Origin of the sequence: Bradyrhizobium sp. Rc2d (genome assembly GCF_900099855.1) — a bacterium.
Classification (GTDB): Bacteria; Pseudomonadota; Alphaproteobacteria; order Rhizobiales; family Xanthobacteraceae; genus Bradyrhizobium.
In genome coordinates, this window is record NZ_FNCU01000001.1 from 349,214 (window position 1) to 374,103 (window position 24,890).

Annotated in this window: 20 protein-coding genes and 1 pseudogene; 7 read left to right on the forward strand and 14 right to left on the reverse strand. The window is 60.7% G+C overall.

Annotated elements, in window-relative coordinates:
• The first annotated feature begins 188 nt into the window (after positions 1 to 188).
• The gene (locus BLV07_RS01615) at positions 189 to 1,541 is read left to right on the forward strand and encodes a transposase (protein WP_091880269.1); all 1,353 of its coding nucleotides are present in this window, start codon (positions 189 to 191) and stop codon (positions 1,539 to 1,541) included.
• A gap of 111 nt (positions 1,542 to 1,652) precedes the next feature.
• Here the strand turns inward: BLV07_RS01615 and BLV07_RS01620 are convergent, their stop codons facing one another.
• Positions 1,653 to 2,654, reverse strand: coding sequence for an ABC transporter substrate-binding protein (locus tag BLV07_RS01620; protein WP_091878746.1), 1,002 nt, complete (start codon positions 2,652 to 2,654; stop codon positions 1,653 to 1,655).
• 593 nt (positions 2,655 to 3,247) lie between these two features.
• Here BLV07_RS01620 and BLV07_RS01625 point away from each other — a divergent pair.
• Complete coding sequence (locus BLV07_RS01625) at positions 3,248 to 3,571, forward strand: hypothetical protein (protein ID WP_091878749.1); 324 nt, start codon at positions 3,248 to 3,250, stop codon at positions 3,569 to 3,571.
• A gap of 18 nt (positions 3,572 to 3,589) precedes the next feature.
• A complete protein-coding gene (locus tag BLV07_RS01630) occupies positions 3,590 to 3,904 on the forward strand; it encodes a PilZ domain-containing protein (protein ID WP_502689885.1) in 315 nt (104 codons plus the stop codon).
• Between the two features lie 1,711 nt (positions 3,905 to 5,615).
• Here the strand turns inward: BLV07_RS01630 and BLV07_RS01640 are convergent.
• The 3 genes from BLV07_RS01640 to BLV07_RS01650 form a co-directional block, all read right to left on the reverse strand.
• Positions 5,616 to 6,251 carry a LabA-like NYN domain-containing protein gene (locus tag BLV07_RS01640; RefSeq protein ID WP_091878757.1) on the reverse strand — a complete coding sequence of 212 codons (636 nt, stop codon included), beginning with the start codon at positions 6,249 to 6,251 and terminating at the stop codon, positions 5,616 to 5,618.
• Between the two features lie 764 nt (positions 6,252 to 7,015).
• Complete coding sequence (locus BLV07_RS01645; protein WP_091878760.1) at positions 7,016 to 7,216, reverse strand: hypothetical protein; 201 nt, start codon at positions 7,214 to 7,216, stop codon at positions 7,016 to 7,018.
• A 220-nt stretch (positions 7,217 to 7,436) separates the two neighbouring features.
• Positions 7,437 to 7,913: an Lrp/AsnC family transcriptional regulator gene (locus BLV07_RS01650; protein WP_091878763.1), complete on the reverse strand. Its 477-nt coding sequence runs from the start codon at positions 7,911 to 7,913 to the stop codon at positions 7,437 to 7,439.
• A gap of 319 nt (positions 7,914 to 8,232) precedes the next feature.
• Between BLV07_RS01650 and BLV07_RS01655 the strand changes: the two are divergent.
• Positions 8,233 to 8,400 (forward strand): annotated as a pseudogene (locus tag BLV07_RS01655) (transposase domain-containing protein); the annotation flags it as partial.
• Between the two features lie 264 nt (positions 8,401 to 8,664).
• Here the strand turns inward: BLV07_RS01655 and BLV07_RS45830 are convergent.
• From BLV07_RS45830 to BLV07_RS01670, 4 genes are all read right to left on the reverse strand, one after another.
• Complete coding sequence (locus BLV07_RS45830; protein WP_143035332.1) at positions 8,665 to 9,057, reverse strand: hypothetical protein; 393 nt, start codon at positions 9,055 to 9,057, stop codon at positions 8,665 to 8,667.
• A 34-nt stretch (positions 9,058 to 9,091) separates the two neighbouring features.
• Positions 9,092 to 9,670 carry a hypothetical protein gene (locus BLV07_RS45835; RefSeq protein ID WP_143035333.1) on the reverse strand — a complete coding sequence of 193 codons (579 nt, stop codon included), beginning with the start codon at positions 9,668 to 9,670 and terminating at the stop codon, positions 9,092 to 9,094.
• 201 nt (positions 9,671 to 9,871) lie between these two features.
• On the reverse strand, positions 9,872 to 10,096 hold the full coding sequence (locus tag BLV07_RS01665; protein ID WP_091878769.1) for a hypothetical protein: 225 nt from the start codon (positions 10,094 to 10,096) through the stop codon (positions 9,872 to 9,874).
• Positions 10,097 to 10,410: 314 nt separating this feature from the next.
• Entirely contained in the window at positions 10,411 to 10,722 is a 312-nt protein-coding gene (locus BLV07_RS01670; RefSeq protein ID WP_091878772.1) for a hypothetical protein, read from the reverse strand.
• Positions 10,723 to 11,399: 677 nt separating this feature from the next.
• Here BLV07_RS01670 and BLV07_RS01675 point away from each other — a divergent pair.
• The gene (locus BLV07_RS01675) at positions 11,400 to 12,146 is read left to right on the forward strand and encodes a class I SAM-dependent methyltransferase (protein WP_091878775.1); all 747 of its coding nucleotides are present in this window, start codon (positions 11,400 to 11,402) and stop codon (positions 12,144 to 12,146) included.
• A 46-nt stretch (positions 12,147 to 12,192) separates the two neighbouring features.
• Here the strand turns inward: BLV07_RS01675 and BLV07_RS01680 are convergent, their stop codons facing one another.
• Positions 12,193 to 12,633, reverse strand: coding sequence for a hypothetical protein (locus tag BLV07_RS01680; protein ID WP_176945337.1), 441 nt, complete (start codon positions 12,631 to 12,633; stop codon positions 12,193 to 12,195).
• Between the two features lie 670 nt (positions 12,634 to 13,303).
• Here BLV07_RS01680 and BLV07_RS48545 point away from each other — a divergent pair.
• A complete protein-coding gene (locus tag BLV07_RS48545; RefSeq protein ID WP_244550940.1) occupies positions 13,304 to 13,594 on the forward strand; it encodes a hypothetical protein in 291 nt (96 codons plus the stop codon).
• A 69-nt stretch (positions 13,595 to 13,663) separates the two neighbouring features.
• On the opposite strand, the gene BLV07_RS01690 is transcribed toward BLV07_RS48545, so the two are convergent.
• The 3 genes from BLV07_RS01690 to BLV07_RS01700 form a co-directional block, all read right to left on the reverse strand.
• Positions 13,664 to 14,593 carry a DUF2493 domain-containing protein gene (locus tag BLV07_RS01690; RefSeq protein WP_091878781.1) on the reverse strand — a complete coding sequence of 310 codons (930 nt, stop codon included), beginning with the start codon at positions 14,591 to 14,593 and terminating at the stop codon, positions 13,664 to 13,666.
• A 328-nt stretch (positions 14,594 to 14,921) separates the two neighbouring features.
• The gene (locus BLV07_RS01695) at positions 14,922 to 15,980 is read right to left on the reverse strand and encodes a DUF7146 domain-containing protein (RefSeq protein ID WP_091878784.1); all 1,059 of its coding nucleotides are present in this window, start codon (positions 15,978 to 15,980) and stop codon (positions 14,922 to 14,924) included.
• The gene (locus tag BLV07_RS01700) at positions 15,980 to 20,311 is read right to left on the reverse strand and encodes a strawberry notch family protein (protein WP_091878787.1); all 4,332 of its coding nucleotides are present in this window, start codon (positions 20,309 to 20,311) and stop codon (positions 15,980 to 15,982) included. The genes BLV07_RS01695 and BLV07_RS01700 overlap by 1 nt, the downstream gene beginning before the upstream one ends.
• 182 nt (positions 20,312 to 20,493) lie before the next feature.
• On the opposite strand from BLV07_RS01700, the gene BLV07_RS01705 reads away from it, so the two are divergent.
• Complete coding sequence (locus BLV07_RS01705) at positions 20,494 to 20,982, forward strand: hypothetical protein (protein ID WP_091878790.1); 489 nt, start codon at positions 20,494 to 20,496, stop codon at positions 20,980 to 20,982.
• Between the two features lie 40 nt (positions 20,983 to 21,022).
• On the opposite strand, the gene BLV07_RS01710 is transcribed toward BLV07_RS01705, so the two are convergent.
• Positions 21,023 to 23,161 carry a ParB/RepB/Spo0J family partition protein gene (locus tag BLV07_RS01710; protein ID WP_176945285.1) on the reverse strand — a complete coding sequence of 713 codons (2,139 nt, stop codon included), beginning with the start codon at positions 23,159 to 23,161 and terminating at the stop codon, positions 21,023 to 21,025.
• A gap of 170 nt (positions 23,162 to 23,331) precedes the next feature.
• Positions 23,332 to 24,528, reverse strand: a complete 1,197-nt coding sequence (locus tag BLV07_RS01715; protein ID WP_091878796.1) for a DUF932 domain-containing protein — start codon at positions 24,526 to 24,528, stop codon at positions 23,332 to 23,334.
• Positions 24,529 to 24,890: the final 362 nt, after the last annotated feature.

Here is a 24,890-nt window from a genome sequence, read left to right on the forward strand (position 1 = left end):
ATTCTACGCCGTACTCCTAAGTCACGCGCTTAGTTTCGGTGCTCCAGTTGTCCGCTCATCTCTCAACAGCAGCACAAGCAGCAGGCATCGCTGAAGGTCGCCGATGGGCCGATTCTGTTGAAAAAGACGGCTGTTGCGACGCAGAGATATCAGTGATTCAGTCTGTCTAATTGGCAGGACTGAAGATCATGATGGGGCATCGGCAAGTCGAACAGACCGCGTTGTTCTATGAGTTCTCGCTCGAAAGACATATCCCGACTGATCACTTGCTGCGGTTGATTGACAGGTTTGTCGATCTTGAACAGGTCCGGCGGGACCTGGCGCCTTTCTACAGCAGCATCGGTCGGCCTTCGATCGATCCCGAGTTGATGATCCGGATGCTCCTGATCGGTTACTGCTTCGGCATCCGATCGGAGCGGCGCCTGTGCGATGAGGTTCACCTCAATTTGGCCTACCGGTGGTTTTGCCGGCTCGGTCTGGACGGGACGGTGCCGGATCATTCGACATTCTCCAAGAACAGGCACGGCCGCTTCCGGCAGAGCGACCTCTTCCGTCGCGTGTTCGAGAGCGTGCTGCGCCGCTGCATCGAGGAACGACTGGTCGGCGGTGAGGGATTTGCAGTCGATGCGAGCCTAATCAAGGCCGATGCCAATCGGCAGAAGGGGATCGAAGGCGATAAGGGACTTCCGCCGGAGGCTGCCAGCCGAGCAATCGATGAGTATCTGGCCGGCCTTGATGATGCCGCTTTCGGAGCCGCGACCGAGGTTACCCCGAAGTTCGTATCGCCTTCCGATCCGGCGGCGCGCTGGACGGGGGCGCACGGCGGCCAAGCGTTTTTCGCCTATTCGACGAACTATCTGGTCGACATCGAGAACGCGATCATCGTCGATGTTGAGGCAACGACGGCAATCCGGCAGGCGGAGGTATTGGCCGCCAAGCGCATGATTGAGCGCTCGCTGGAGCGGTTTGATCTCTATCCGAGCCGGCTGCTCGGTGACAGCGGCTATGGCTCGGCCGAGATGCTCGCCTGGCTGGTCTATGAGCACGGCATCGAGCCGCACGTTACAGTCTTCGACAAGTCGGCCCGCACAGACGGGATCTTCTCGCGCGACGACTTCACCTATGACCATGCTGGGGACATCTATCGTTGCCCTGGTGGCAACATTCTTACCACGACCGGAACGTTGGTGAATGATGGTGCTACCATGCTTTACCTCGCCAGCAAGCGCGATTGTGATCGATGCGCATTGAAGCCCCGATGCTGCCCCAAGCAGGCTTCACGGAGAGTGCCCCGCTCGATCTACGAGGGCGCTCGCGACATGGCGCGCCAGATCGCGAGATCGTGGGAGGGAGGCACCTCGCGCCGGCTCCGCAAGAAAATCGAGATGTTGTTCGCGCACCTCAAGCGCATTCTCAAGCTCGACCGTTTGCGTTTACGAGGTCCAAACGGCGCGCGCGACGAGTTCATCCTCGCAGCCACCGCCCAAAACCTTCGAAAGATGGCCAAGCTGATCCCGATGCCCACCCCGACGCTCGCATAGGGTCAGTAAGAGCAGTTCCGGCCACGTCGCGACGGAGCTATTACAACGAAATACTGCCGGCCTTTTTCAACGGAATCGGCCAACAGCAGACTCTGCGTCGCAGTAAACTCCTTAGTCAATCACTTCGTCAGCGAGCGCCAGAAGGGACGGCGGGATCACAATAGCCAGTGATCTTGCAGCTCGCTGATTTATCACGAGAATGAATTTACTGGCTTGTTGGATGGGTAGGTCACCAGGTTTTGCGCCCTTCAGGATTTTCGCAGTGTAGACCCCGGCGTTGCGGTATCCCTCCAAAGGATCTTGCGCGTACGACATCAGCAGGCCGGCCCGACCCCATTCGGGATAAGGTCCGTAAGTTGGCTTTCTCGAGGACGTGACGAAGGTGATCACCCTCGACAGATTGCTAAACATTAACGGTTCGCCGGAAATATAAAACGCGCTTACGTTATCCCGAAGGCCAGCGGCAAAGGCGCTTTCCAGGTCGTCTGCTGACGTAATGTTGTAGTGCAGGAGCTCGAAACCGAACCGACCCGCTATTTTCTGCAGAGCTTCTTTCTCCTTTATCAGGAGCGGGTTCGTACCAGATCCAACAATGCCGATTTTGCTGGCATCGGGGACGAGCTCTTTGAAGAACTCAAGCCGTTTTTGAGCCATTGTTTCTTCGCCGCCGACGGCGTTCATAACATTGCCGGTGAGCATACCGCCCGGGTGAACATAGCTTTGAACCCATCCTAGCGCGATCGGATCCGCCGCAACGCCGGTGAAAACTACGGGTGTCTCTGGGTATTGTTGATGAAATGCACTGATCCCCATTGCACCTATTGCGGCAACTCTCGGCTTGAGCAAACCCAATTCGCGCACAACAGGCTCGACGCGGCTGAAGTCGCCTTCAAGGAATCTCATCACGAGTGAATAGTTTGAACCGTCTACGAAACCTTCGGCCGCTAGTCCCGCACGAAAAGCAGCTTGTCTCAACCTTGCGAGTTCAGTGCCTTCCTTCATGGGCAACAGAAGGCCGATGGTAGGCAAGTTGCCTTTGGTCTGCCCGGCGGCGGCCGGCACCAGGCCGATGGTAGCGATTGTCACGACGCCGACGAAGTCTCTGCGTCGCATTGTTCCCTCCCTTCGTGAATTCCCTGAGAAGCTTCACTTGAGCCTTGCTCGCAGCAACAGTTTAAAGAGGCGAAAAGGTTAATCTGCTCGCGTTCGAAAAAGTTGGCAATCGCCTAGAGGGTATATCGACGCTGACGCACGTCGGTTTCGGGTCGCCAGCAGTAATGCTCTGGCCGATCAGAAGATTTCCGCTCGACCCTCAGGTGCCGTCATTCTTTTCCTTTTATCGTACACGGCCTAGCACCAAGCCGCGACGCTCTCGCTCTTCCAGGTGTCGACCGCTACTTGACCAATTTGCGGCCGACGCCCGGTCATTCCCGAGCCATCATTTGCCAAATTTCGATACCGTTCTCGACGCAACTTCCACACTAGCATACCGACCGCTCACAACTTCATAACTGTTTGGCAATCGCTTTGACGTAAATTCTTGAACACGGATGTTCTATCGATGGTCGGCGTGGCCATGGTTGTCATGGCGAGGCTAGCCCGAGTTGGCCTGTCCTTTGTACTCGCGTATAGCTGTATTTTTTTATCATCGCTGTTTTGATTGCTTTCGGCATAGCAAACGCCGACCCAAATAGAGATTTGCGACGATGTCGTCGGTGCTCAAGTTTCGGCAGCCCCACAACGCGAAGACTAAGACAAACCCCCTCTCGTGCCAGAGACTGCCCGAGCTTCTAGCGAACGTCGCCGCTCTGTTGTCGCAAGTTCAAGCTCTCGACATTCAAACAACAGATGACATCCGTCGGGCTATCTTCATTCTTGAACTCGCGAACGGCTGCATCCGATTGATCGTGGGACAGTCCAAACTGAAGGAAACCACCAGGACGACTTTGCTCACTCAATCGGCGAGGATCGATTGGATTATTGCAGAAACGCGCAGGGAGACGGCGCCTTTATTGGAGAAACTGATTTGAACTTGGGGATTGCGGATGATGGGAAACAATCGAAAGGCACACCGTGTTCGGTTTGAACACAAGCATGCGGTGAGCATCATGGGTGTCGACGGGACGTGGCGACGAAGTTGCATTCTTGTCGATGCCTCAGCAAGCGGTGCCAAGCTTGAGGTGAAGGGCTCAACAGACCCCCTAAAAGCACAAGAATTCTTCCTGGTTCTGTCCTCCACTGGCCTAGCATTTCGGCGCTGCGAGTTGATTTGGGTGGACGGATCTCACGTCGGAGTTCAGTTCGTCACCGCAAAGACAAGGGGTAAGTCGAACGTAGAGAAACGTCTCGTCGGTTTACAATGAGTGCGGTCGCGCGCCCACCATGAAGACACCAAAGCCAAAGCAATGGGCCGAGCAGGAGCTTCGAAAATTGGTCATTCAACTTGGCTGCTCGCGAGTTAGCTGGCAAGCATGAGCCGAAGTAGCCTCATACACCGTGGCTGAGACTGCGCATTCAGGATTGGCCAATTGCGCGGGATGTGGGGCTGGAGTGCCCGGAAGTCTTTTCCGACGACTGCCGGGTTTATAAACCAAACCCGCGGCCGATCTCCCGGATAAGCCTGATCGCGGCGTCAGTATTGCGGCCCCTGAAGAGCGCTGCGTCGAGCTGAGAAAAGATGCCCATTCCAAATAGCGCGATAGCAATGCCTCGAAACATGGTTGTGGCCCGGATTGAACGATGCTGAGAAAGTTCAAAACGGCCCCAGCCGCAGGATGGGGTAAGCAGCCGGGGCCGGCATTCCCATTCCACGTGCCGCGATCGGCGGTAGGCGGCACGCAACGAGATTTGGCACACAGACGCTAACAAACCGTTCATGAGACCGCCTCCCCGTTTCATTCGGCTCGATGCGAGGCGCAGCGAGATCATTCGCCGTCTGCGGCTTCGCTGAGCGTAGTACGATTTTTCCCAAGCCTTTGTGGCCTCTAACTCGTGCCATGGTCTTGGCCATGCTCTCGGCGCCCACGCTGGTCGACGCGCTGCTGCTAGGCAGCCGTCACGCGATTAGGGGCAGAAGGGGACCACCGGGGCTGGGAGATCACGGCGCGCGAGAGTGCCGCCGTACCAGGCCTGCAGCTTTGCCAGATAGGATCGAACTTTCGAAACGAAACCAACCCGAAAGACCAAGCGAAAGGAGCGCACTCTGAGCAATGGTGCAGGACGTTTGCGTGGCCCCCTGTTAATGCCACCGTCATTTATGGGTTGTATGTTCCTACCCTGGATTGCATATTTTTCCCGTTGTCGACCGCCTATTGCTTTCAACAATCATGGTTTGGGCAGTAATGAGTAATCGAGGTCGGGTTTGCAATTATTCGACTATTCTGGGCGAACGGGTCGAGGGACTGGTCGCACTATTTCGAGAACTGCAGACTCTCCGGCGTCGCCTACGAGCCGCTCAGGCGAGAAGGATTGCCACGACTAGCCGTATCCCCAAGGCCAGCCGTAGAAGGAGAGTTCTTCGGCGGAGCTAGGTCTCGCAAGCTCGTAGAGCCGTTGATACGACGATCGGGCTTGCCACCTCGCCATTGTTGGGGAGCTCGCATCGGATCGCTTTTACCGACACCTACATATTCAGCCTTTGCCTCCGCAGCACCGAAGCATTGGAGCAACAGTCTCACAGCACTTTGGACCAGCGCACGATTCTTAATTTGCGTCGGGCGCGCGATTCAGCCTGCTCTCTACACGAACCAGACAGCGTAGGGGGACGGCGAGAATGATCGTACGGGCGGGGGCCCTTGTTGCCTTGTTGCTGATCCCGCTGGGGTCCGAAGCCTTCGCTTCGCGTCACCACAGGCCCACAGGCCGCATCTCTTGCAGCGAGGTCAGATACTACGTCGCGAAATATTCGGCACCAGTGGCCGAGATGTACGCCCGTAACCACGGCGCTACCGACGCACAGATCGAACGGGCGCGACGTTGCTTAGCCCCAAACGAGACTGCAGAAACGGAGCGATCACGCGCTTACACCGATTGAACGGATAGATCGCCACCGGGCGTTCAGCTGGGCAAAGCCTATTAAGGCTGTTCGAGCACGTTATCATTTCCCTTCGCTCCCGCGATGGTCTGACGCTCTGGGACCGCGTGCGGGCGATCGCGCGGCTCGCGCTCGCGAGCTGCCGGGCGCTCGGACGGGCTGCGACCGATCTTCGCTTGAAGTTCTAAGAGGTCGGTAAACTCGTCGGCCTGGCGGCGCAACTCGTCGGCCATCATCGGCGGCTGGCTGGCGATGGTGGAGACCACGGTGACCCGCACGCCGCGGCGCTGGACGGCCTCGACCAGGCAGCGGAAGTCGCCGTCACCCGAGAACAGCACCATCTGATCGATATGCTCGGCGAGCTCCATGGCGTCGACGGCAAGCTCGATGTCCATGTTGCCCTTGACCTTGCGGCGGCCGGAGGCGTCGACGAATTCCTTGGTCGCCTTGGTGACGACGGTGTAGCCGTTGTAGTCCAGCCAGTCGATCAGCGGGCGAATCGAGGAGTATTCCTGATCCTCGGTGATGGCGGTGTAGTAGAACGCCCGAAGCAGCGTTCCGCGGCTCTGAAACTCTCCGATCAAGCGCTTGAAGTCGACATCAAAGCCAAGCGCCTTGCACGTTGCGTGGAGGTTGGCGCCGTCGATAAACAGCGCGATTTTGTCGACTGGTGACATTGGCGTTTGACCGCCCCCGCCACTCATTAGCTTAGGCCGCGCGCGATCCATCCAAGAAAGACTCCGAAGTTAAGAGACAGCTCAAGATTGTCGTCCATTAGAAGTTGATCAGCGCTAACGACAATCAGGGCGGAGAGATAGGCCGCAAGTTGAGACCAGAATTCACAGTCGCGGTTGAACATTAGCGCGCCACCCAAGATCAGAAGCAATCGCTGCCTTCGGTTACAACGAGGCGCGCATTATCATCCAACCCGTCATCAATGGGTCTCCTGACCTGTGCCGCGCTCTCAAACAACACTTGAGAGCCCCACTCATGGAGCACGAGGGCGGGGCCGCTCCCCATGCCCCCAAGGCGGGGAGCCACGCTGCTGGGACTCAGCGCACGACCTTCGGCCTCACTCACAGACTCAGGGCGATCCGATCGTCGTCCCCTCGTCGCTCTTTACGACGTTGCGCAAGACAAGTTCGGAAAGCTCCACAACCAGCCGCTTGAGACACGAAATCTCTAATCTGTCATCTCCGGTGTTTCAGGGCCACTGCTGTGGCTGTCTTTCATCACGGATGTGAGACCATTGGACGGAAGTCACCTTCCGAACAGCAGGGGATAACTTCACCGCTCGACGTTAGCGTCGGGAGTCCGGCGACAAATACCTTGGTCCCGCAGACCGCGCTACGACAGATACAGTACGTAACGAACGAACAATCTCGTTTCTCGCCTGAGTGCAGCGAGGCGGAGCGTTTCGTGCAAAAGGCATCATAGACAATCACGACCCCGCGGTCGTCACCGTCAGGTGAAGCCTCTGCCCGTCCTCCAGCAAAAGAGATAGCAGCTGACAGTCGCTCGCGGGCTTGCTGATGCCAATCGCGACCTTGCGCCGCCCAGAATAAGAATAGTATCGCAGAAGGGCTTCCTTGACGTCCTCTGCAACGATTTCTCGCGGATCTGAAAGCACGTTGGTGATCATGCTTCTTAATCCTCGTAGTTCGTGAGCGGAAAGCGGATCGTGGGCATGGTAGGCGGGCCTCGACTTCGATGCCAATACCAATTCCGGGGAGAGCTTGGAATGCACGTGACGGCGGCGTGACACTAGCGAAGCGCGGGGACGTTTTTTTGCGTTTTAGAACGACGACGCGACGAAAAAAAGCGAGATCGCGCCGATCCGCGCTGCAGACGCCACCATTTGGTCAGTTGTCGAACGGAGTCTCAACTGGAACAGCAAAGCCCGCTTTTACGCGATCCAATACGACCATCGTTTTGAAGCCCTTGATGTCGGGATTCACATAAAAGAAACGCCGAGTGAACTCTTCGTATTCTTCCATGCTAGTCGCGGTAACGTATAAGACGAAGTCCGCGTCTCCCGTGACGTAGAATCCGTTAACGACCTCGGCTGATGATTTGATGGCCTTCTTGAATCTATCAATGATATCTGAACGCTCCCGCTCCATAGTCACTAGAACAAGCATTTGAATAGGCCGTCCCACCGCCCTGGGCGAAACGATCGAGACATCTCCCTCGATGATCCCTTCCGAGCGCAGCCTCTTTAGGCGCCGTTGACATGCTGTCGCAGAAAGCCCGGCAAGCTCGGCGATCACCTCGGAAGTCAGACGGTTATTTCTTTGCACGATCTCAAGGATGCGGGCGTCGATTCGGTCATATGGCATCTCGGTAACAGCTCCGGTGAATTTCACCGCAAAATCGCTGAACGCCGCCGGAAAGCGTCCACTTAGTATCCCAAAATGGATAGGGTGATTTCAACAATGGCGAATCCCGTAAAAGACCGGATCCGAGCTGAACTTCTTGAGATCACCGAAGTGCTGCTTGATGACCGTCTCTCTGAAGACGATCGAGCGGCGCTCCAGGGCGCCCCAGCACGCGCTCCGCAACATTCTGGACCCCGACACCTGGGAGCCGGCGTCCGAAATATTCTACAGGATTGGCGCTAAGGCGAAGACTGCGGGCTCTTTTCAGCACTGATGCCTCGGCGCCGATCGCGCTGCCGTCATGGCGACGTTGATCATGATGGCAAAGCTCAACAACGTGGATCCGCAAGCCCGGCTCGCGGACGTCTTGGCCCGTATCGCCAACCCTCCACAAGGTCGGCTCAATGAACTGCTGCCTTGTGCCTTGGGACCGAAAGGAGACCCCTAGGCTAAATTTGCTGCAGGGCGGCAAACACTCCCCGCCACAGCATTTCCCCTGATGTCGATACGCTGTTGCTGCCCGCACAAAAGAAAAAGTGATCCGTCAGGCGGGCATGCAAAGATGGATCGTCGACCAAAGATCGGGACGCGCTTCAGCAAGGATACGATGCGCCCTGCGCGAACTGACGCGGCGGCTACTGATTGCACGTGTGCAGCCCGGTCTAAGGCCCGTTTGCGATATCGGCGGCGCGTCAGCACCATTGGGAGCCGCTCACGGAACATTGGATTTCAATTGAGGAAGCTTGGCGGAATTAGTCGCCGCACTTGGCAGGCTGATCATCGTACACTCCGACCGCGATGATTTCGAGGGCATCGACCACCGCAGCGCGTCTCCACCGTGCCGGATGCGCCAGGAGACCAGTGCAAGATCAACTCGTGGAATTCCGAGCATCAGCATGCAGTCGCCGACCTGCAAAGACTTCTGTTTCTCGTCAGGTGCAGTCCCTGCGACGAAACCAACGCGCCTATCGTGAACTAAGAGTTCCTGCTCATCCTCCTTAGCCGAGTAGATTGCCGCCGAGACAAACTCGCCGTCATCCTCGCGGTGAAATCGTTTGCGTAGCTTGAGCATGAACTTGACGTAGTTGTATCCGATCATGCGCATGCGCAAACGAACGCGATCCTCAGATGGCGTGATCTCAAAGGTGCTGCGTTCGTACCGAGAAAACGCGCCCTCGGCCTCTTTCTCCTCGAAGCCCTCGATGGGCTGGAGTGTTGCCTTGGCCGCCGATATTGAGGATCGGGTGGACTTCAAAGACGTGCGGAGGGTTTGTCGGCGTTGATCCCTCGTACGGAGCGCCCGCGCCGGATTGTTGAATATGGCTGTTGTCCCCGCCGTGCTCCGGCCAGATACGCCAGACTCCCGAGAGGGCGACGCTTTGACCTGTCGCCTCAACTGCATGTATCGCATCGACCGCCGCGGGAACACTCTTGGCGTTTTGAATTTCAGCAACGGTAGCTAGGCCAATCTCAGATGCGCGGCCAGCGACGTGCATGTCGCCGTCTTTGCTGCCTGGATTTGGCTTCTTGTGCGCGGCGTCGACGAAATATTGTGCGGAGATGGTCAGGCGGTTCTTGTACATCTCGATAAAGCTGCGGTTTAGCTCGAGAATGTCATCCGCACGTGATGCACTTGCAGTGAAAACGGCGAAAGATAAGCACAGTAGTAGCCCTGAATATCTTTTCACCTTGACCTCCAATGCGACGAAACGGTGCATACAATCAGAATCTCAGAGAACCGGCCGCTTGAGCGCGTTCTGAGCCTCGCCGAACAAAAAGCGGACTGCGCTTGTGATATCCAGTCGATGATTAGGAGGAGCTCGTACGGAAGCCGGAGCCTTAGGATGAAAGGATTCTGGCAGGTCAGGACCTCGGCGTTGGTGACGTACAGTTCGGCAAGTCGGTCAATTTTGTACCGATCAAGTCTTTGCATCATAAGGAGCGAAAAAATTGCTGGGTAACGCCTCAACCTTTGGAACAGGCGGGTCCCTCATAATCTTGATCACCTGAGATGCCCGCCGGATGATCGAGGTGATGAAGATATCCGGCACGAAGCCCACGGCGAACGAGAGAAGACAAAGATTTGCGCCGTGCTCAGGCAGAATGTGACGGATCGTGCCGGCGATGAAGCAGGCGGCGAGCAAGCGTGTTGCATAGTAGTAAAACGAGATCGGGTAGATGTCGTTGTTATTGATCCGGTCAAGGAGGCGCCAGTTCGTGTAATGTAGGCGCCAATAAATCCAAAGCAGCCCGCGACAAAAGTGCCGCGCTGGTAGTTCACAATAGAAGCCGGATCCGTGTCCGAGAGAATGTGGAATCCGCCAAGTATCACGCTTGGTTTCTGAAAATACGCCGGTTCGAAATAGGCGGCCGTCGTCATGAGCCAGCAGAAGATCGTGATGACCGCAAACGTCAGCATTGGCAGAGTGTAGTACTTATCGAGCGTCGCCGGGTTAATTCACCTCAGCGTGTTGTACGCAATCTTGAAATGGGACGTGTTCGAGACGAGCCAATCCTGGAGAGTGTCGAGTCTCGCCATCCTTCGTTGTAATGAAATCGTCTGCACGTAACAGATGAGCAACGGCAGCGCCGTCAGCATCATGGCCATAACGATCGAGTTGGCCGGCAGCCGATATGAATTCTCTTTGGTCAGGGCGACGTACGTCGCGAGCCCTGCCCCAACAACGACAACGAGTAAGGCGACGCCCCATAGCCTCACCCTGCAAAACTCGTACTCGAAACGCGGACGAAAATCTTTAGCCGAAGACATGCTGAGATCGTCGGCCTAGTCTCTGGCCGACGAGCGCCACTCTACTCTGGGTGCAAGGAATTGAAAGGAAAAAAACCTACAACTAAATGGACGGCGGCAAGCCCAACACGAGGCTGTAATGCCAATAATTTTCCTGAACTGCTTGGAGGCGCAAGCATCGTCGCTCCCTCGCAGAGCTGAGAGAGTGTGCGGCCGCACGATGTGGGCGCTTTGGTTCGTTAACCAGAGGGCAGCGATACCTTTTCGGCTTGCTTGCATAACCGACATATTCCGCTGGTTGGCTTACCATCGAGGTATGAATCATTCACAAGTCTGAAATCAGGACACTTTCTCCAGCTCGTATAGATGAACGATGCAGGGGGCGTCCGGCAGAGCGCGGCCGTCACCTCCGACAATCCACTCCACGTCGGCGCGGTTGTTAACTATCCAGAGTACCTTGCCCAAGCGCTCGTCGGACTGATGACGACGAAGGCGCGCCCAGTCTCCAACAGCGGGCGAATTCGGTGGGCTCGCCGTTCTATTGACCTTCTCGCGCGTGGAATACCCGCACCACCCAATGTAAGGCCATCACCTAATCCTAATACTCAGGGTAACGTACGTCCGCCGCGACAACTCTGCTTGGATCTCCAAGCATCGTCTGGCACAACGCAGCGCGGAAAGCCAAATAGCAGACAGACATGGCGCAGAATATTTACGACAATCCCGATTTCTTCGCGGGCTACAGCAAGTTGCCCCGGCAGGTGCATGGGCTGGACGGTGCTCCTGAATGGCCCGCGATACGGGCCATGCTGCCCGCTCTGGACGGAAAACGCGTCGTCGATCTCGGATGTGGCTTCGGCTGGGCCTCGCGCTGGATGCGCGATCAGGGCGCGGCCTCGGTCCTTGGTCTCGATCTGTCGCAGAACATGATTGAGCGTGCCAAGGAGGACACAGCGGACGCCGCCATCAAGTATTGCATCGCCGATCTTGAGACGCTGGACCTACCCGAGTCGGCCTTCGACCTCGCCTACAGCGCGCTGGCCTTTCACTATGTTCAGGATTTCGACCGCCTCGTGAATGTGATCCGCGAGGCACTGGTTCCTGGCGGGCATTTAATCTTTACGATTGAACATCCGATCTTCATGGCGGCCGCACATCCGCACTGGATTAGCGACGAGGAGGGCCGCAAAACCTGGCCGGTCAATCGATATTCCGTCGAGGGTGCACGTCGGACGGACTGGTTTGCCCCGGGCGTCCTGAAATACCACAGGACGGTGGGCACTACCCTGAACACGCTGATCGGCGCTGGCTTTCAAATTCGGCGCGTCGAGGAGTTTGCCCCGACACACGAGCAGATCCAGCAGATGCCACAATTGGCCGAAGAACTAGAACGCCCGATGATGCTGATCGTATCCGCGTCCACACCGATCGCCGGCGAAGCTTGAAACCGTCGTGACTGGGTCGTACCGGGTCGCCGCCCCGGTACATGTGTCAGCCCCGCGCCAAGCGCTGTCTTGCTGGTCCGTCCGGGGCCATTCGAGTGAAGCGGATGAAAGCTGTGATGCTGACGGCAACGGCCCCGACGACCGCGAAAACCGTCTGCCACGTGGGTGAAGACATCGCCATCTGGGCAATTCCGTGCGTAGCGCTGTAACCGGCGACGGTGGCGGGTGCGACGTAGAAGATGATGATTAGGAGCCGGAGCCAAGTCCATGTCACGAGGGCGAGCGCGAGCTGGCCGATGCCGAAGGTTGCGGCGCCAGCCACGAGGGCCACAGCGATGCCGCCCAGAGCGCCGGCCCCCGTGTGGAAGGCCCAAAGACCAATCGTGACGCCGGCGAAGACGGGCAGCGCGAAGACTGCAAGCGTGAAGAGCAGCCAGGCGAAGAAGCCTATGACGAGGAAAACAAGCAGTGGTCCCAAGGTAATCATGGTGGTGGGCTCCGTGAGATAAAGGTCTGACGGTCGCGCCTTCCACCACCACCACGGCGCGAACGCAGTATAGCAGCAAACGGCGGCGACGGAATCGTCACAAATCCAGTTGCGTGCGACAGCCAAAGTGAGCATATTGAGCGTCAGGAGCCGATCGCCTGGGCTGCAAGCGACCCAAAAGGCGGCATCTCGATTTCCCAATCGAACACCCCAACGGCAACCATTCTGCCGGCGCGCGGTGGTCATGAAGCTCTTGTGACTGCCATTAAGACGCCGGACTGAAATGGATTTGCCATGTCTACGATCCAAAAGGAATGCGCAGACTTTCTGCGTACGACGTTCAACAACCTGACCGGAAGCAAGCTTGGGTCAGGTCACGCTCACGAGATCGTTGCTGCGTATTTTGGCTATTGCACCGCAGCGGCTTTAAGGGCCGAGCCCACATACCAGCTTCTGCTTTGAACGAAGCCGCGATCCTAATACCTGATCTGCGCTTGATGGATCAGCGCTACAGCAGCTCAATGGTCTTCCCACAGGCCTACCCAACGTTGACGAACTGGCGTCGCAGCTGTCCAGCTTTCTCAGTGCGAACGGCTACCTTACAGGCGAGGTGTGGTACACCCGAGATCTCGAGGAGTATATCGACGTGTCCTTCGTTCAAGAGGATCCCATGATGATCGAGGACGCTCTCTCGGGTGAGATGGCTATGACGAACGCTTTTTTTGACGAGCTTTATATCGATAAAGTAAGTCTCGACCTCGGAAACGATGTGCTCGTGGCAAATGTCTCAGGCGCTCTCAATGGAGAGAACGATCCGGATAAGCCTTTCAGCGGGGATTCCATCGTTTTCACGACGATGATGACGTTTGAGCGTGTGGCCGGTCGAATCGGCTATAGGCGACCGGAGCTGGAGACATCGGGCGCCATTGATGACTCGCATTATTATGACGACGATGCCTGAGCTTGCTCGATATTTGTGCCGCGATTGAGCTCTCAGCTCGCTTGTCGTTTTGCAAGACGATGGCGGCGTCTATGCGCCGCCGTACCTCCAGACCGGGATTCCGAGCTTCTTGGCCTTATCGGCGAGGTTGTCCTGGATGCCGGTGCCGGGGAAGTGCATCACGCCGATGGGGAGCATCTCCAGCATCGCGTCGTTGCGTTTGAACGGAGCGGCCTTGGCGTGCTTCGTCCAGTCGGGTTTGAACGCGATCTGCGGCACCTTGCGATGATCGGCCCATTTGGTGGCGATCAGCTCGGCGCCCTTGGGCGATCCGCCGTGCAGCAGCACCATATCCGGGTGTTTCGCATGCACCTGATCAAGCTTGGCCCAGATTAGCCGGTGGTCGTTGAAGTCGAGCCCGCCTGTGAGCGCCACCTTCGGTCCTGCAGGCAGGAACACCTGGTTATCGGCGCGCTTCTTCGCGGCCAGGAAATCGCGGCTGTCGATCATGGCGGACGTCAGATTGCGGTGGTTGACCTTCGACCCGTTGCGCGGACGCCAGGTCGAGTGGGTGTGGCGTTCAAACTCGTCGGCGGCATGGTCGCGCATCAGCTCGAAGGCGCCTCGTCGCTCGATCAGCGTCTGCCCTTCCGCCGTCAGTCGCTCCAGCTCGACGGATTTGATCTCGCTGCCGTCCTGCTCCCGTTGCGAGCGCTGCTGCGCCAGCTCGTTGTCGTCGAGCTCGCGTTCGATCCTGTCGATGGCGCGATGGAAGACGTTCACCGTCGACCAGAGCAGGTCTTCGAGGTCGGGCTCAAGACGGGTATCTGACAACGCCACCACCAGGGCATCGAAGATGTCGGCGACGCTGCCGATGAGGACTTGCGCTTCGGGAAGCGGCCGGGGATCGGGCTCGTCGTGGAAGGGCCGGTAGCCGTAGAGCTGGAGTTCCTGGAGAACCTGACCGGTCGGGGATGAGTTCTGCTGCGGCTCGAAATCGTCGTCATGGCTGGTGGTCATTGCGGCTTTCCCTCGTCGGATCGATCGCGCCCATCGCGGCCTTCATGGCGACGAAAGCGGCAGGCGGAACGGACTTGCACCCGCAGCGCGAGCTGTGGGCCGGAGCCTTGGCGGAGGACCGAAGGGGGCCGACTATTTTGCCTCGCGATGTAAAGGCGGCTCCGCCGCCGGCGGAAAATAGTCGGCCCACGAGGTTGCCGGTCCGGGCCGCTTGCCGCCCGATCGCCCTCTTCAGAAGGCCGTGGGAGCGGTCCTCTCCGGCGCCGAGGGAAGCACGATCACCTACCTCGCGGTAACGAAGCGGCCGCGTCACCCCTCCCCATCCCGGCTATGCCGCCAGCTCCATAAAGCGCGCGACGTCCTGCGCCGCGATCTGCACGCGGCTCGCGGCCCGAAGGGCCTCAAATCCGAGCAGGCGAAGGTCCTCGTTGAAGTCGCCAAGCCGTGGCGAGATCACGATCGCCTCGATCCCGGCCTCCCGCGCCCGGTCGATCAAGGTCGCCATGGCGCCGTCACCGGCAGGATCGTCGTCGCGCGCGATGTAGAGCCGGCGGAGCGTGTCCGGGAAGAGGATCGCGGAGAGATGCGCCGCCGAGAGGGCTGCGACCATCGGCATGGTCGGCAGGACGCTGCGGAGCGAGAGCATCGTCTCGATGCCCTCGCCGGCCACCATGACTTCACCAGCTAAGCCAAACCGAACGGCGTGACCAAGCAGGTCGCCCATCGCCCGTTTCGGCGCGTCGATCCGTGCCTTGCCGAGCGTCGTCTCGCTGAAGCCGTCAGGGTCAAGCCAGGTGCGATGCGCGCCGGTCAAGTGACCGGAGAGATCGCTGACGGCGGCGATCATCGCCGGCCAGGTCTCGGTCGGGCTGTGGTCATCGGCCCGGTAGTAGCAACGCGGGTGAAAACGCAGACTTCCGGTTTCGTGCAAAGCCGTAATGCCGCGATTGCGGAGATACGCTTCTACGAGTGTGCCTGCGATCGACTGTGACATACCGAAGAGTCGCCGCGCCGCCTCGGGCGATCCGAGGGGCGCGGGCGATTTTCTGGACCGGTGATTCGGCTCAGGCTCCAGTTCTGGACGCGGCAAACTTAGAAAGCGTCGTGCTTCAGTGACGACATCGCGGAAGTCTACGAGACCGCAGCTCTCGCGGATCACGTCGAGGAGATCGCCATGCTCGGCCGAGGCGGCATCGGTCCATTTGCCCGCGGGTCCCTTCGCCGATTCCTTGAGCCGGACGAACATCGACCGACCAGGCGTATTACGGACGTCGCCCACCATCCAGTAGCGGCCCTGCCGCCGCCCGTTGGACAGATAATGGCGGCACACCGCCTCGGCGTCACGTGCGAGACGGCGGGCCAGTTCGGATGCGTCTTCCCGGGCCATCAGGCGGCCTCCCGCTCGCCGACGCGCGCGACCGGATAGTGGTCGAGCACCTTGGCCAACACCCCCGCGCCGGCCGCGTCTGTCGGCACGAACATGCGCAGCTTCCACGAGATGATCTCGCTGAAGAGGCCGTAGGCGCGCAGCCGGTCACGCATCGTGTCGGTGAAGCCGGACAGCTCGATGCGATGAGCGCCCATCACGCGGACACGACGCAGCTGCAGATCCTCGGCGAGGTCGAGGACAGTGCGTCCCTCCAACAACGCCGAGAACGCTTCCTGTGGCGTCAGGCTGCATGTTTCGGTCGCGCAAGCATTCGCGGCCCAGACTGGCGAGACCCTGCGACCGATAATGCGCTCGCCATCGTCGGTCTGAAGCCGATAGACCCGGGTCGATTCGTTCGGAAGACGCTTCCAGATCGGCAGCAGCAGACCCGCGACGATATGGAGCGTGTTCTCAGCGAAATCGGGGACGTCGACGACTTCGTCGTTCCATGCTGCGGCGAATGTCTCGCGATCCGCCGGCTGCCAGTGGCTCTCGTCCATCATCTTCATTGAAGCATGATGGTGCTCCATGGGGCGGATCAGCCGCACGCGGCGTTCGATCTCGCCGTCATCGAGCATGAGGCTTGGCGCCGGAATCTGCACCGCGGCGCGGCCCGAGCGCTCGTTGACTAGCAGCACTGCGTGAGCATCGGCGAGATAATCGAGCGCTCGATCCAGCGGCATGGGGTGATTGCGCCGGCGTTCGGTGATCGTGAGCAGCCGGGTTTCCGCGCCGGTGGCCGGATGAGTGTAGATCGTGCGCCGATCGGTGACGACGAAGCTCTCAGCCTGCAGCGTCTCCAGGCCGATGTCGTAGACGCCGCTGGCGATGGCGCCCTCGACCTTGGCATTCAGCAACTGCTCGAAGGCCGTGAACAGCAGACCTTGCAGATCGATGGTGAGCGCGAGCAGCCGATTCAGGAAGGTAGTGATGGGCGGCAGCTCGTCCTTGATGCCATTCACATCCATGAGCTTCAGGCCAGTGGCGTCCTCGAAGCTCTGGAGCGAGCAGCCTTCGACCTTGCCGCGCACAAGCAGCAGATAGAGCTGGCGCAGCGCATCGCGGGCATAATGGCTCTCAAGATTGTCCTCGGGCCGGAACAGGCCCTGACCGCCGGTCTGGCGCTGGCCGCGCGTGATGGCACCCAGCGTGTCGAGCCGGCGGGCAATGGTCGAGAGGAAGCGCTTCTCGGCCTTCACGTCGGTCGCAATGGGGCGGAACAGCGGGGGCTGCGCCTGATTGGTGCGGTTCGTCCGACCGAGTCCCTGGATCGCGGCGTCGGCCTTCCAGCCCGGCTCGAGCAAATAATGAACGCGAAGTCGGCGATTCCGCGCCGAGAGCTCGGCGTGGTAGCTGCGGCCCGTGCCGCCGGCCTCCGAGAAGACAAGCACGCGCTTCATGTCGTCCATGAAGGCGGCGGTCTCGGCGAGATTGGCAGAGGCGGCACGGTTCTCGACGGTGAGGCGGTCACCCCTGCGCACCACCCGGCGCGAACGTCCGGTTACCTCCGCCACAATATCCGTGCCAAAACGCTGCACGATCTGGTCGAGTGCGCCGGGAACAGCCGGAAGCGACGCGAGCCGCTCGATCAGCTCATTGCGGCGGGCGACGGCTTCCCGATTCTCGACGGGCTGGCCGTCGCGGAAGACGGGCCGGGACGAGAGATTGCCGTCAGTATCGGTGAAGGGCTCATAGAGCTGCACCGGGAAGGAATGGGCGAGGTAATCCAGCACGTATTCGCGCGGGGTGATGTCCACGCGCACGTCGTTCCATTCCTCAGATGGGATCTCGGCGAGCCGCCGCTCCATCAGCGCCTCGCCGGTCGACACGATCTGGATAACGGCGGCGTGCTCCTCGGCCAAGTCCCGCTCGATGGAGCGGACCAGGGTCGGCGTCTTCATGCTGGTGAGCAGATGACCGAAGAAGCGCTGCTTGGCCGATTCGAAGGCCGAGCGCGCGGCCGACTTCGCCTGACGATTGAGCGTGCCGGTCTCGCCGGTGATGTTGGCGGCTTGCATCGCCGCGTCGAGGTGATTGTGGATGACGCTGAAGGCGCCGGCGTAAGCATCGTAGATGCTCCGCTGCTCGTCGGTGAGTTGGTGCTCGACGAGCTCGTATTCGACCCCGTCGTAGGAAAGCGAGCGGGCGGTGTAGAGGCCGAGCGCGCGAAGGTCGCGCGAGAGCACCTCCATCGCCGCGACGCCGCCCTCCTCGATCGCCTCGACGAATTCAGCCCGCGTGGCGAACGGAAAATCCTCGCCGTCCCAGAGCCCGAGGCGCTGGGCATACGCGAGATTGTGGACCGTGGTGGCGCCGGTCGCCGAGACATAGACGACGCGAGCGTTCGGGAGCGCATGCTGCAGGCGCAAGCCCGCACGCCCCTGCTGCGAGGGCGCGACATCGCCCCGCTCGCCCTTGCCGCCGCCGGCATTCTGCATGGCATGGCTCTCGTCAAAGATGATGACGCCGTCGAAGTCGGAGCCCAACCATTGGACAATCTGCCGGACGCGCGAAAGCTTATCTCCGCGCTCGTCGGACCGCAGCGTAGCGTAGGTTAAAAATAGGATGCCTTCGGCCAACCGGATGTCGCGCCCTTGAGGGAAGCGCGAGAGCGGGGTGACCAACAGACGCTCCATGCCGAGCGCCGACCAGTCGCGCTGCGCGTCCTCGAGCAGCTTGTCGGACTTCGAGATCCAGACTTCCTTGCGCCGGCCCTGCAGCCAGTTGTCGAGAATGATGCCGGCAGACTGGCGACCCTTGCCGGCGCCGGTCCCGTCGCCGAGCATGAAGCCGCGGCGGAAGCGGACGGCGTTCGGTGCGTCGTCGCGGGCGGCCGTGACGAGGTCAAAGGTCTTGTCAACCGTCCAGGAGCCGGCGAGATAGTTGCCATGGGCCTCGCCGGCATAGATCAGCGTCTCGAGTTGGGCGTCGGACAGGACGCCGTCATTGACAAGGTTGGCCGGCAGGCACGGCCGATAGCTTGGCTTCGGCGGCGCGACCGAGGCCATTGCGGCCGACTGCACCAGCTTGGTCGGATGCGTCTGCGCGCCGGGGATGCGGATCGATTGGAGGCGGAATTCCTCGTAGATGGCGTCGCTGAGATGCGCGCCCTCGGGCGGCGTCCAATCGATCATCTCATAGGCGAGGTCGACGGCTTCGGGATCGGCGACCGGCGCCTTGGCCGAATGTGCGGCAGCCCGCACGAAATAGCCGCGCACGGTGCGCGGCACCTGCGAGGCTGATACAGGAAGCGCGCCAGTCGAGACGACTGGCAAGCGGGCTGGAATGTGCTCCCCGATCCAGCGGAGCAGCGTTGCGACGTCGGGCGCCATTCCCGGTGACTCCGGGAACGCGTTGGGGTCATCGGCCGGAACCTTGTCGATGACGGTCAGGCGCGTCTCGATCGTGGTGCCGTGCTTGGCAAAGACCGCGCCGGCAATCGCGGCGGTGAACACCACGCGGCCGCATTCCTGCAATCGGGCGAAGGCGTCGCGCCAGGCCGGGGCTTCGGGCGAGAAGTTTGCGCCTGATATCGTGACCAGCCGCCCGCCATCGGCAAGACGCGCCAGGGCCGAGGCGACGTGACGAAACGCCGTGTCGGCCTTGTAGCCGGAGACGTTCGCCATCGCCGAGAACGGCGGATTCATCAGCACGACGCTCGGGACGACGACGGGATCAAGGTGATCGTCGATTTGGGCGGCGTCGAAGCGCGTGACGGAATTGGCCGGAAAGAGGGAAGAGAGCAGCATGGCCCGGGTCTCGGCCAGCTCGTTCAGCACGAGCCCGCTGCCGGCAACCTCGGCGAGGATGGCGAGCAACCCCGTGCCTGCGGAAGGCTCCAGTACGCGATCCGCCGGCGTAATGGTGGCTGCGGTCAGCGCAGCCAAACCGAGCGGGATCGGCGTCGAGAACTGCTGGAAAGTCTCGCTCTCGGCAGAGCGGCGCGTGTGGGTCGGCAGAAGCGCCGCAATCCTGTCCAAGGCGGAAAGTCGTGAAGCCGGAGAAGCGGCTTTGCGGAACAGCGCCTTTCCGTATTTGCGCAGGAACAGGATGATGGCGACCTCACAGGCGTCATAGGCCATCTTCCAATCCCAGGCGCCTGTCGCATCGGACGCGCCGAAGGCCTCTTCCATCGCGGTGCGCAGGATTGCGGGATCGATGCGTCGGCCATGCTCGATATGCGGGAGAAGCTGCTCAGCCGCAGCGATGATGGCGCGGGCACCCTCGGGAGCGCGTGCAAGCGAGATCGGGGCGGCCTCATCGGCCGCAATCGAGAAAAGGTCGTTCATGAAGGGGAGCCTTGAGGAGAGCGGGAACGGGCTGAGCCGGCCGGCGCTCTCTCTCGGACCGCACCGGCTCAAACCCGTCCCGACCCGCCTCTCACTCTCTGCCCGATGGCCTTGAAACGCTGTGGGCGGGAGATTATTTCACCTGCGTCAGGGTCGCTGCGCGCTCGCGCAGCAAGAACCGCTTGTGGCGCACGCCCCAAGAGCTGAACGGCCTGGTCAACAGGCTGCCGCTGACCTGCCCCCGCGCTTTTGCGCAGGGCGCGGGTCTCGGCATGCGGTTCACGAGCTCCGACAAGACCATCGAACCGCTTCGCAGAATGAAGGAGGATTTGATGGCTCAGATTCTGAAGTTTCCCACCAAGAAGATCGAACCTGTCACCGTTCGTAGCGGAAGTAAGCACCGTGTCAGCGTCGAAGTGCTCGATGGTGTTCGGCCGCGACGCACGCGGTGGAGAGTTCAGTTCGAGATCCAGGAAGCAGCAGGGTTCGCTGCTTTGAAAGGCTTTACCGATCGCGCCGTGGCCAATGGCTATCGACATCGCTTCGAAGTCAGCAGCACGGGGGCAGTACGGCGGTTCGTGGCAGAAACCTCCGCTCTCGTCGCCGCCGGCAGGATCGCGATCTGGATCGACGGGCTGAAGGTGCAGCCGCAGGTGGCTCGCAGCGCGTAAGAATTGGCTGGGGCGAAGGTCATCGCCCCAGCCAGCGCTTCTACTCGGCAGCGACCATGTGAGACTCGTCCGCTTGGTCGGTTGGAGCTTCCTCGTCGTCCCCGGCGAGGAATTCCGGCAGCGCCTCGCCACCGCCCTCGGGCTCAGCGGCGTCGGTGGTCGCCGCCTGGTCGACGTCGGCCATCCGCAGGGGCTCGGGCAGCCAGCCGGTCTCGGCCAGGAGGCGTTCGGCCTCCTTGGCCATATCGCCCTTCTTCAGATGGTCGATGAGCTGGGCGGCGCGATCCCCGGCACCTTTCCGCACCGCCTCCAGGATACGGCGCTTCGGCACGCGGCCGAGATAGTTCTCGACGGTCGGGCGCCAACCGGACGCCACCATGTCGAGGTCGACGGCGAGGGCGATGCGATCGGCATCCGCGATCCGCTGCTCGACCATGTGCGGGGTGACGCCGCCGCCGTAGCGGTCGCCTTTCTCGTAGAGCGCGTTGACGCCGAATGAGGCGCAGTGCGCAAAGAGCGCCGCCTGCTCGTCGCCGGTGAGACCCGTGAGCCAGTCCCAGAGATCGGCCTTGTCCTTCGGCAGGCGCTCCTCCCAGGTTTTGTGGCGCGCGTCGATCGCTTTGGCCGCCGGCATATCCTTCAAACCCTGCGCCTGCACCGGGAAGCTAGCGCTGCGCAAAGAGATCTCTATCGCCGTTCCATAGGAGGAATAGCGCGAGAAGCCGTCGAGGCAGAACTTGTGCAGCACCGCCTGGAAGGCGACCGACGGCATGGTCGCCAGTTTGTCGCGCAGCGCCAAAGTCCGCTCCGCCGTGAGCTCGGTCAGCAGGCGGTCCGGCAGCGGCTTGACCGCATCATCGTCCTCGGGCTCAGCAACCTGCCCGCCGATGGTGATGACGGCGCGCTGGATAGCCGGCTCTGACGGCTCGGCACCGTCTAGCGTCGGGGCGGCGAGTTCGCCATCGCTGCTCGGCTCTGGCTCAGCTATGGGCACTTCGTCCTCAGGCCGGACGTAGCCGCGATCGACCGACAGCACACCTTCGGCATCGATGCTAACGAACACGCCCGCGCGGGTGATGTCGGCCGGCTGAAAGATGACGGGCCGATCGTCGAAGGCGGCGAGGAGCGTCTCGATCTCGCCAAGCCGTTGGTCAACCTCGTCGGGCAGTTCGTCCACGCTGTCATTCTCGGCTTCGAGCTTGGCATATTCGGCCTTGAGGGCGTCGATGGTCCCCTGCTCTTCGGCCGAGAGATCAGCAGACACGCCGTCCAGTTCGCGCAAGCCACGAGCATGGCCGTAGGGAAACTCAACGGCGAGCTCGATCCACTTCCAGCCTTGGGCGGCGATCTTCTCGGCCTCCGCCTTCAGCTTCTCAGCGACCAGATGGTCGAGGAGAGCAATGTCCTCAAGCCAGCCGCCGTCGTCGGACTGGAACAGATCGCGCAACACCACGCCACCGGCCGCCTCGTAGGCGTCGAGGCCGACAAACACGGCGCGCCGGTCGGAGGCGCGCGCTGTCTTCTCCGTTAGCATGCGGCGGATCTGATAGGGCTCCTTCTGCCAAGAACCGGAGATGGCCTGCCAGACCTGCTCCTGGCGGCTGTGATCCGCTGTGACGGTGAAGGCCATGAGCTGCTCGAGCGACATGCCGTCCTCGGCATAGACGTCGAGCAGCGCGGGCGAGACCGAGGCGAGCCGCAGGCGCTGCTTCACCACGTTGACCGAAACGAAGAACGCGGCGGCGATCTCCTCCTCCGACTGCCCCTTCTCGCGCAAAGCCATGAATGCCCGGAGCTGGTCGAGTGGGTGCAGCGGCGCGCGCTGGATATTCTCGGCCAGCGAGTCGTCCTCGGCGAGGATGGTGGTCGCGGGATCGCGCACAACGCAAGGCACCGGCGCGGTCTTGGCCAGGCGCTTCTGCTTCACCAGCAACTCCAGCGCACGGTAGCGGCGTCCGCCTGCCGGAATCTCGAACATGCCGGTCCCGGTGCCTTCGGCGTCGAGGACCGGCCGGACGTTGAGGCTTTGGAGCAAGGTACGCCGGGCGATGTCCTCGGCCAGTTCCTCGATGGAGACGCCGGCCTTCACACGCCGGACGTTCGACTGGCTGAGCACGAGCTTATTGAAGGGAATGTCGCGCGAGGACGACAAAGTGATCTTCTGAACGGCAGGTGCCATGGGTGATACTCCGCGACGAGCGGCCCAAAGACTCTCTCTGGGCCTCCAACCCGTCACGAAGCGCAGCGCCGCCCTCTTCCTCTCAAGGGCAGCGCCGCAAGTTGATGATCAGGAAAGAACGAGGCACGAAGCCGGAGACACACCGTTCCGCATGTCCGGCTTTCCGGATTTCAGGCTACGCGGTCGAGCAGCTTCTTCGCGCGCCCCTCGAGATCGAGCCGTGCGTCCTGATGGGTCTTGCCCCGCGCAACCGCCGTGATGCCTTGCACGAAGTCGAATACGCTCTCGGGCTTGCGCCCTTCCTCGAACAGCACCCTTTCGATGATCTTCGCTGTCTCGGCCTTCGAGAAGCCGCGCTTGCGTAGGAAATCGCTGCGATCGTCATCGGTGCGAGCGACGATCGTTTCTCGCGCCGCCCTGATGCCGTTGACGAAAGGCATCGGTGATGAATTGGCAAAGCTGGCGAGTGCCGGCGCCGCCTCGTGGGCAAAGCGTGAGGCGGCGTATTTAGAGTGACGAATGGTGATCTCCTCGAAATCCTCGACGCCCCAGAGATTGCGGTTCTGGCAGACGGCGCGGAGATAGAAGCTCGCCATGCCGAGCGTCTTCGCTCCCACCTCGGAATTCCAGCAGTAGAAACCGCGGAAGTAGAGGTCCGGCGAGCCGTCACGTAGCCGGCCGGCCTCGATCGGGTTGAGGTCGTCGACCAGGAACAGGAAGACGTCGCGGTCGGAGGCGTAGAGCGTCGTCGTGTCCTGGGTGACGTTGACATGCGGGTTATAGACGCCGGTTGTCCAGTTGAGGACACCCGGCACCTTCCAGCGCGTGTCGCCCGTGCCGTTGCCGGCGATGCGCTGAACAGCCGCCACGAGTTCGTCGTCAAAGATGCGCCCGTATTCGGGGCCGGTCACGGCGCGAAGCTCGACGCGACCGTCTTCGATCTCGAGCGTCTTCACCTGCTCGGCGGAATGGGAGGTCAAGCCGTACTGCAAATTGATGCCGGCCAGCGGTGCCGGAAGCTGCCGGAGGTAGGCCGCGGGCGCTCCGACCAGGCCGGCGAGTTGGCCGAAACTCCAGTGGGTCGGTGCAATCGGCGTGTCAGAGCCAGGCAGCACCAGCGCCAGGCGCTCGGCATCGTCGCGGCTGGCCTCAACCCGGATTGCAGCGCTCTCGACGGTTCGGGTCCGACTTCGCTCGGTCCGTCCACGCACTGCGGCATAGAGGTCCGACAGGGATAGATAGCGCTCGTCCGCTGGCCGTGAGAACCATTCCGACGATACTCGGCCGACGCGCGTCCCGCGGGTCACGTCCACCTTGTAGCCACCCACGCGATCGCGGCCGGCGCTCAAAACTTCGACTTGGGTCATGGGGCATCTCCACGACAGGCGCCGGAGGCCTCTCCTCCGTTCTTCAACCCGTCACGGCGAAGCCCGTCCGCCCTCTCACTCTGATGGGGGCGTTGCGGGGTTCTCCCCGCAGAAGGGGTCGGCCGAGACCACAGGCTCGGGCGCAGGGGAAGGCTTTCCCCTCAAAGGGTCTTCCCCCGGGCGTTCAGAATGTCATCAGAGCAACAGGTCGCGTAACCCGATGGATCTGCTCGGAAAGTTTAGTGCACCGCAAACGAGGCGAACGGAACACTCGTCCCGGTTTGCGGGTACTTCCAATATTTCCATACGGCAGCTTGACTTGATGTCCCGCACATCGTCTGAACTACCTTTCAGAGATCACC

Coding starts and splice junctions, on each gene's coding strand:
- BLV07_RS45835 (WP_143035333.1), bottom strand. CDS start 9,670: ATGCACCGTTTCGTCGCATTGGAGGTCAAGGTGAAAAGATATTCAGGG.
- BLV07_RS01645 (WP_091878760.1), bottom strand. CDS start 7,216: ATGATCACCAACGTGCTTTCAGATCCGCGAGAAATCGTTGCAGAGGAC.
- BLV07_RS48545 (WP_244550940.1), top strand. CDS start 13,304: ATGATGATCGAGGACGCTCTCTCGGGTGAGATGGCTATGACGAACGCT.
- BLV07_RS01715 (WP_091878796.1), bottom strand. CDS start 24,528: ATGACCCAAGTCGAAGTTTTGAGCGCCGGCCGCGATCGCGTGGGTGGC.
- BLV07_RS01675 (WP_091878775.1), top strand. CDS start 11,400: ATGGCGCAGAATATTTACGACAATCCCGATTTCTTCGCGGGCTACAGC.
- BLV07_RS01640 (WP_091878757.1), bottom strand. CDS start 6,251: ATGTCACCAGTCGACAAAATCGCGCTGTTTATCGACGGCGCCAACCTC.
- BLV07_RS01670 (WP_091878772.1), bottom strand. CDS start 10,722: ATGTCTTCGGCTAAAGATTTTCGTCCGCGTTTCGAGTACGAGTTTTGC.
- BLV07_RS01710 (WP_176945285.1), bottom strand. CDS start 23,161: ATGGCACCTGCCGTTCAGAAGATCACTTTGTCGTCCTCGCGCGACATT.
- BLV07_RS01650 (WP_091878763.1), bottom strand. CDS start 7,913: ATGCCATATGACCGAATCGACGCCCGCATCCTTGAGATCGTGCAAAGA.
- BLV07_RS45830 (WP_143035332.1), bottom strand. CDS start 9,057: ATGCGCATGATCGGATACAACTACGTCAAGTTCATGCTCAAGCTACGC.
- BLV07_RS01630 (WP_502689885.1), top strand. CDS start 3,590: ATGGGAAACAATCGAAAGGCACACCGTGTTCGGTTTGAACACAAGCAT.
- BLV07_RS01680 (WP_176945337.1), bottom strand. CDS start 12,633: ATGATTACCTTGGGACCACTGCTTGTTTTCCTCGTCATAGGCTTCTTC.
- BLV07_RS01615 (WP_091880269.1), top strand. CDS start 189: ATGATGGGGCATCGGCAAGTCGAACAGACCGCGTTGTTCTATGAGTTC.
- BLV07_RS01700 (WP_091878787.1), bottom strand. CDS start 20,311: ATGAACGACCTTTTCTCGATTGCGGCCGATGAGGCCGCCCCGATCTCG.
- BLV07_RS01620 (WP_091878746.1), bottom strand. CDS start 2,654: ATGCGACGCAGAGACTTCGTCGGCGTCGTGACAATCGCTACCATCGGC.
- BLV07_RS01625 (WP_091878749.1), top strand. CDS start 3,248: ATGTCGTCGGTGCTCAAGTTTCGGCAGCCCCACAACGCGAAGACTAAG.
- BLV07_RS01690 (WP_091878781.1), bottom strand. CDS start 14,593: ATGACCACCAGCCATGACGACGATTTCGAGCCGCAGCAGAACTCATCC.
- BLV07_RS01695 (WP_091878784.1), bottom strand. CDS start 15,980: ATGGCCCGGGAAGACGCATCCGAACTGGCCCGCCGTCTCGCACGTGAC.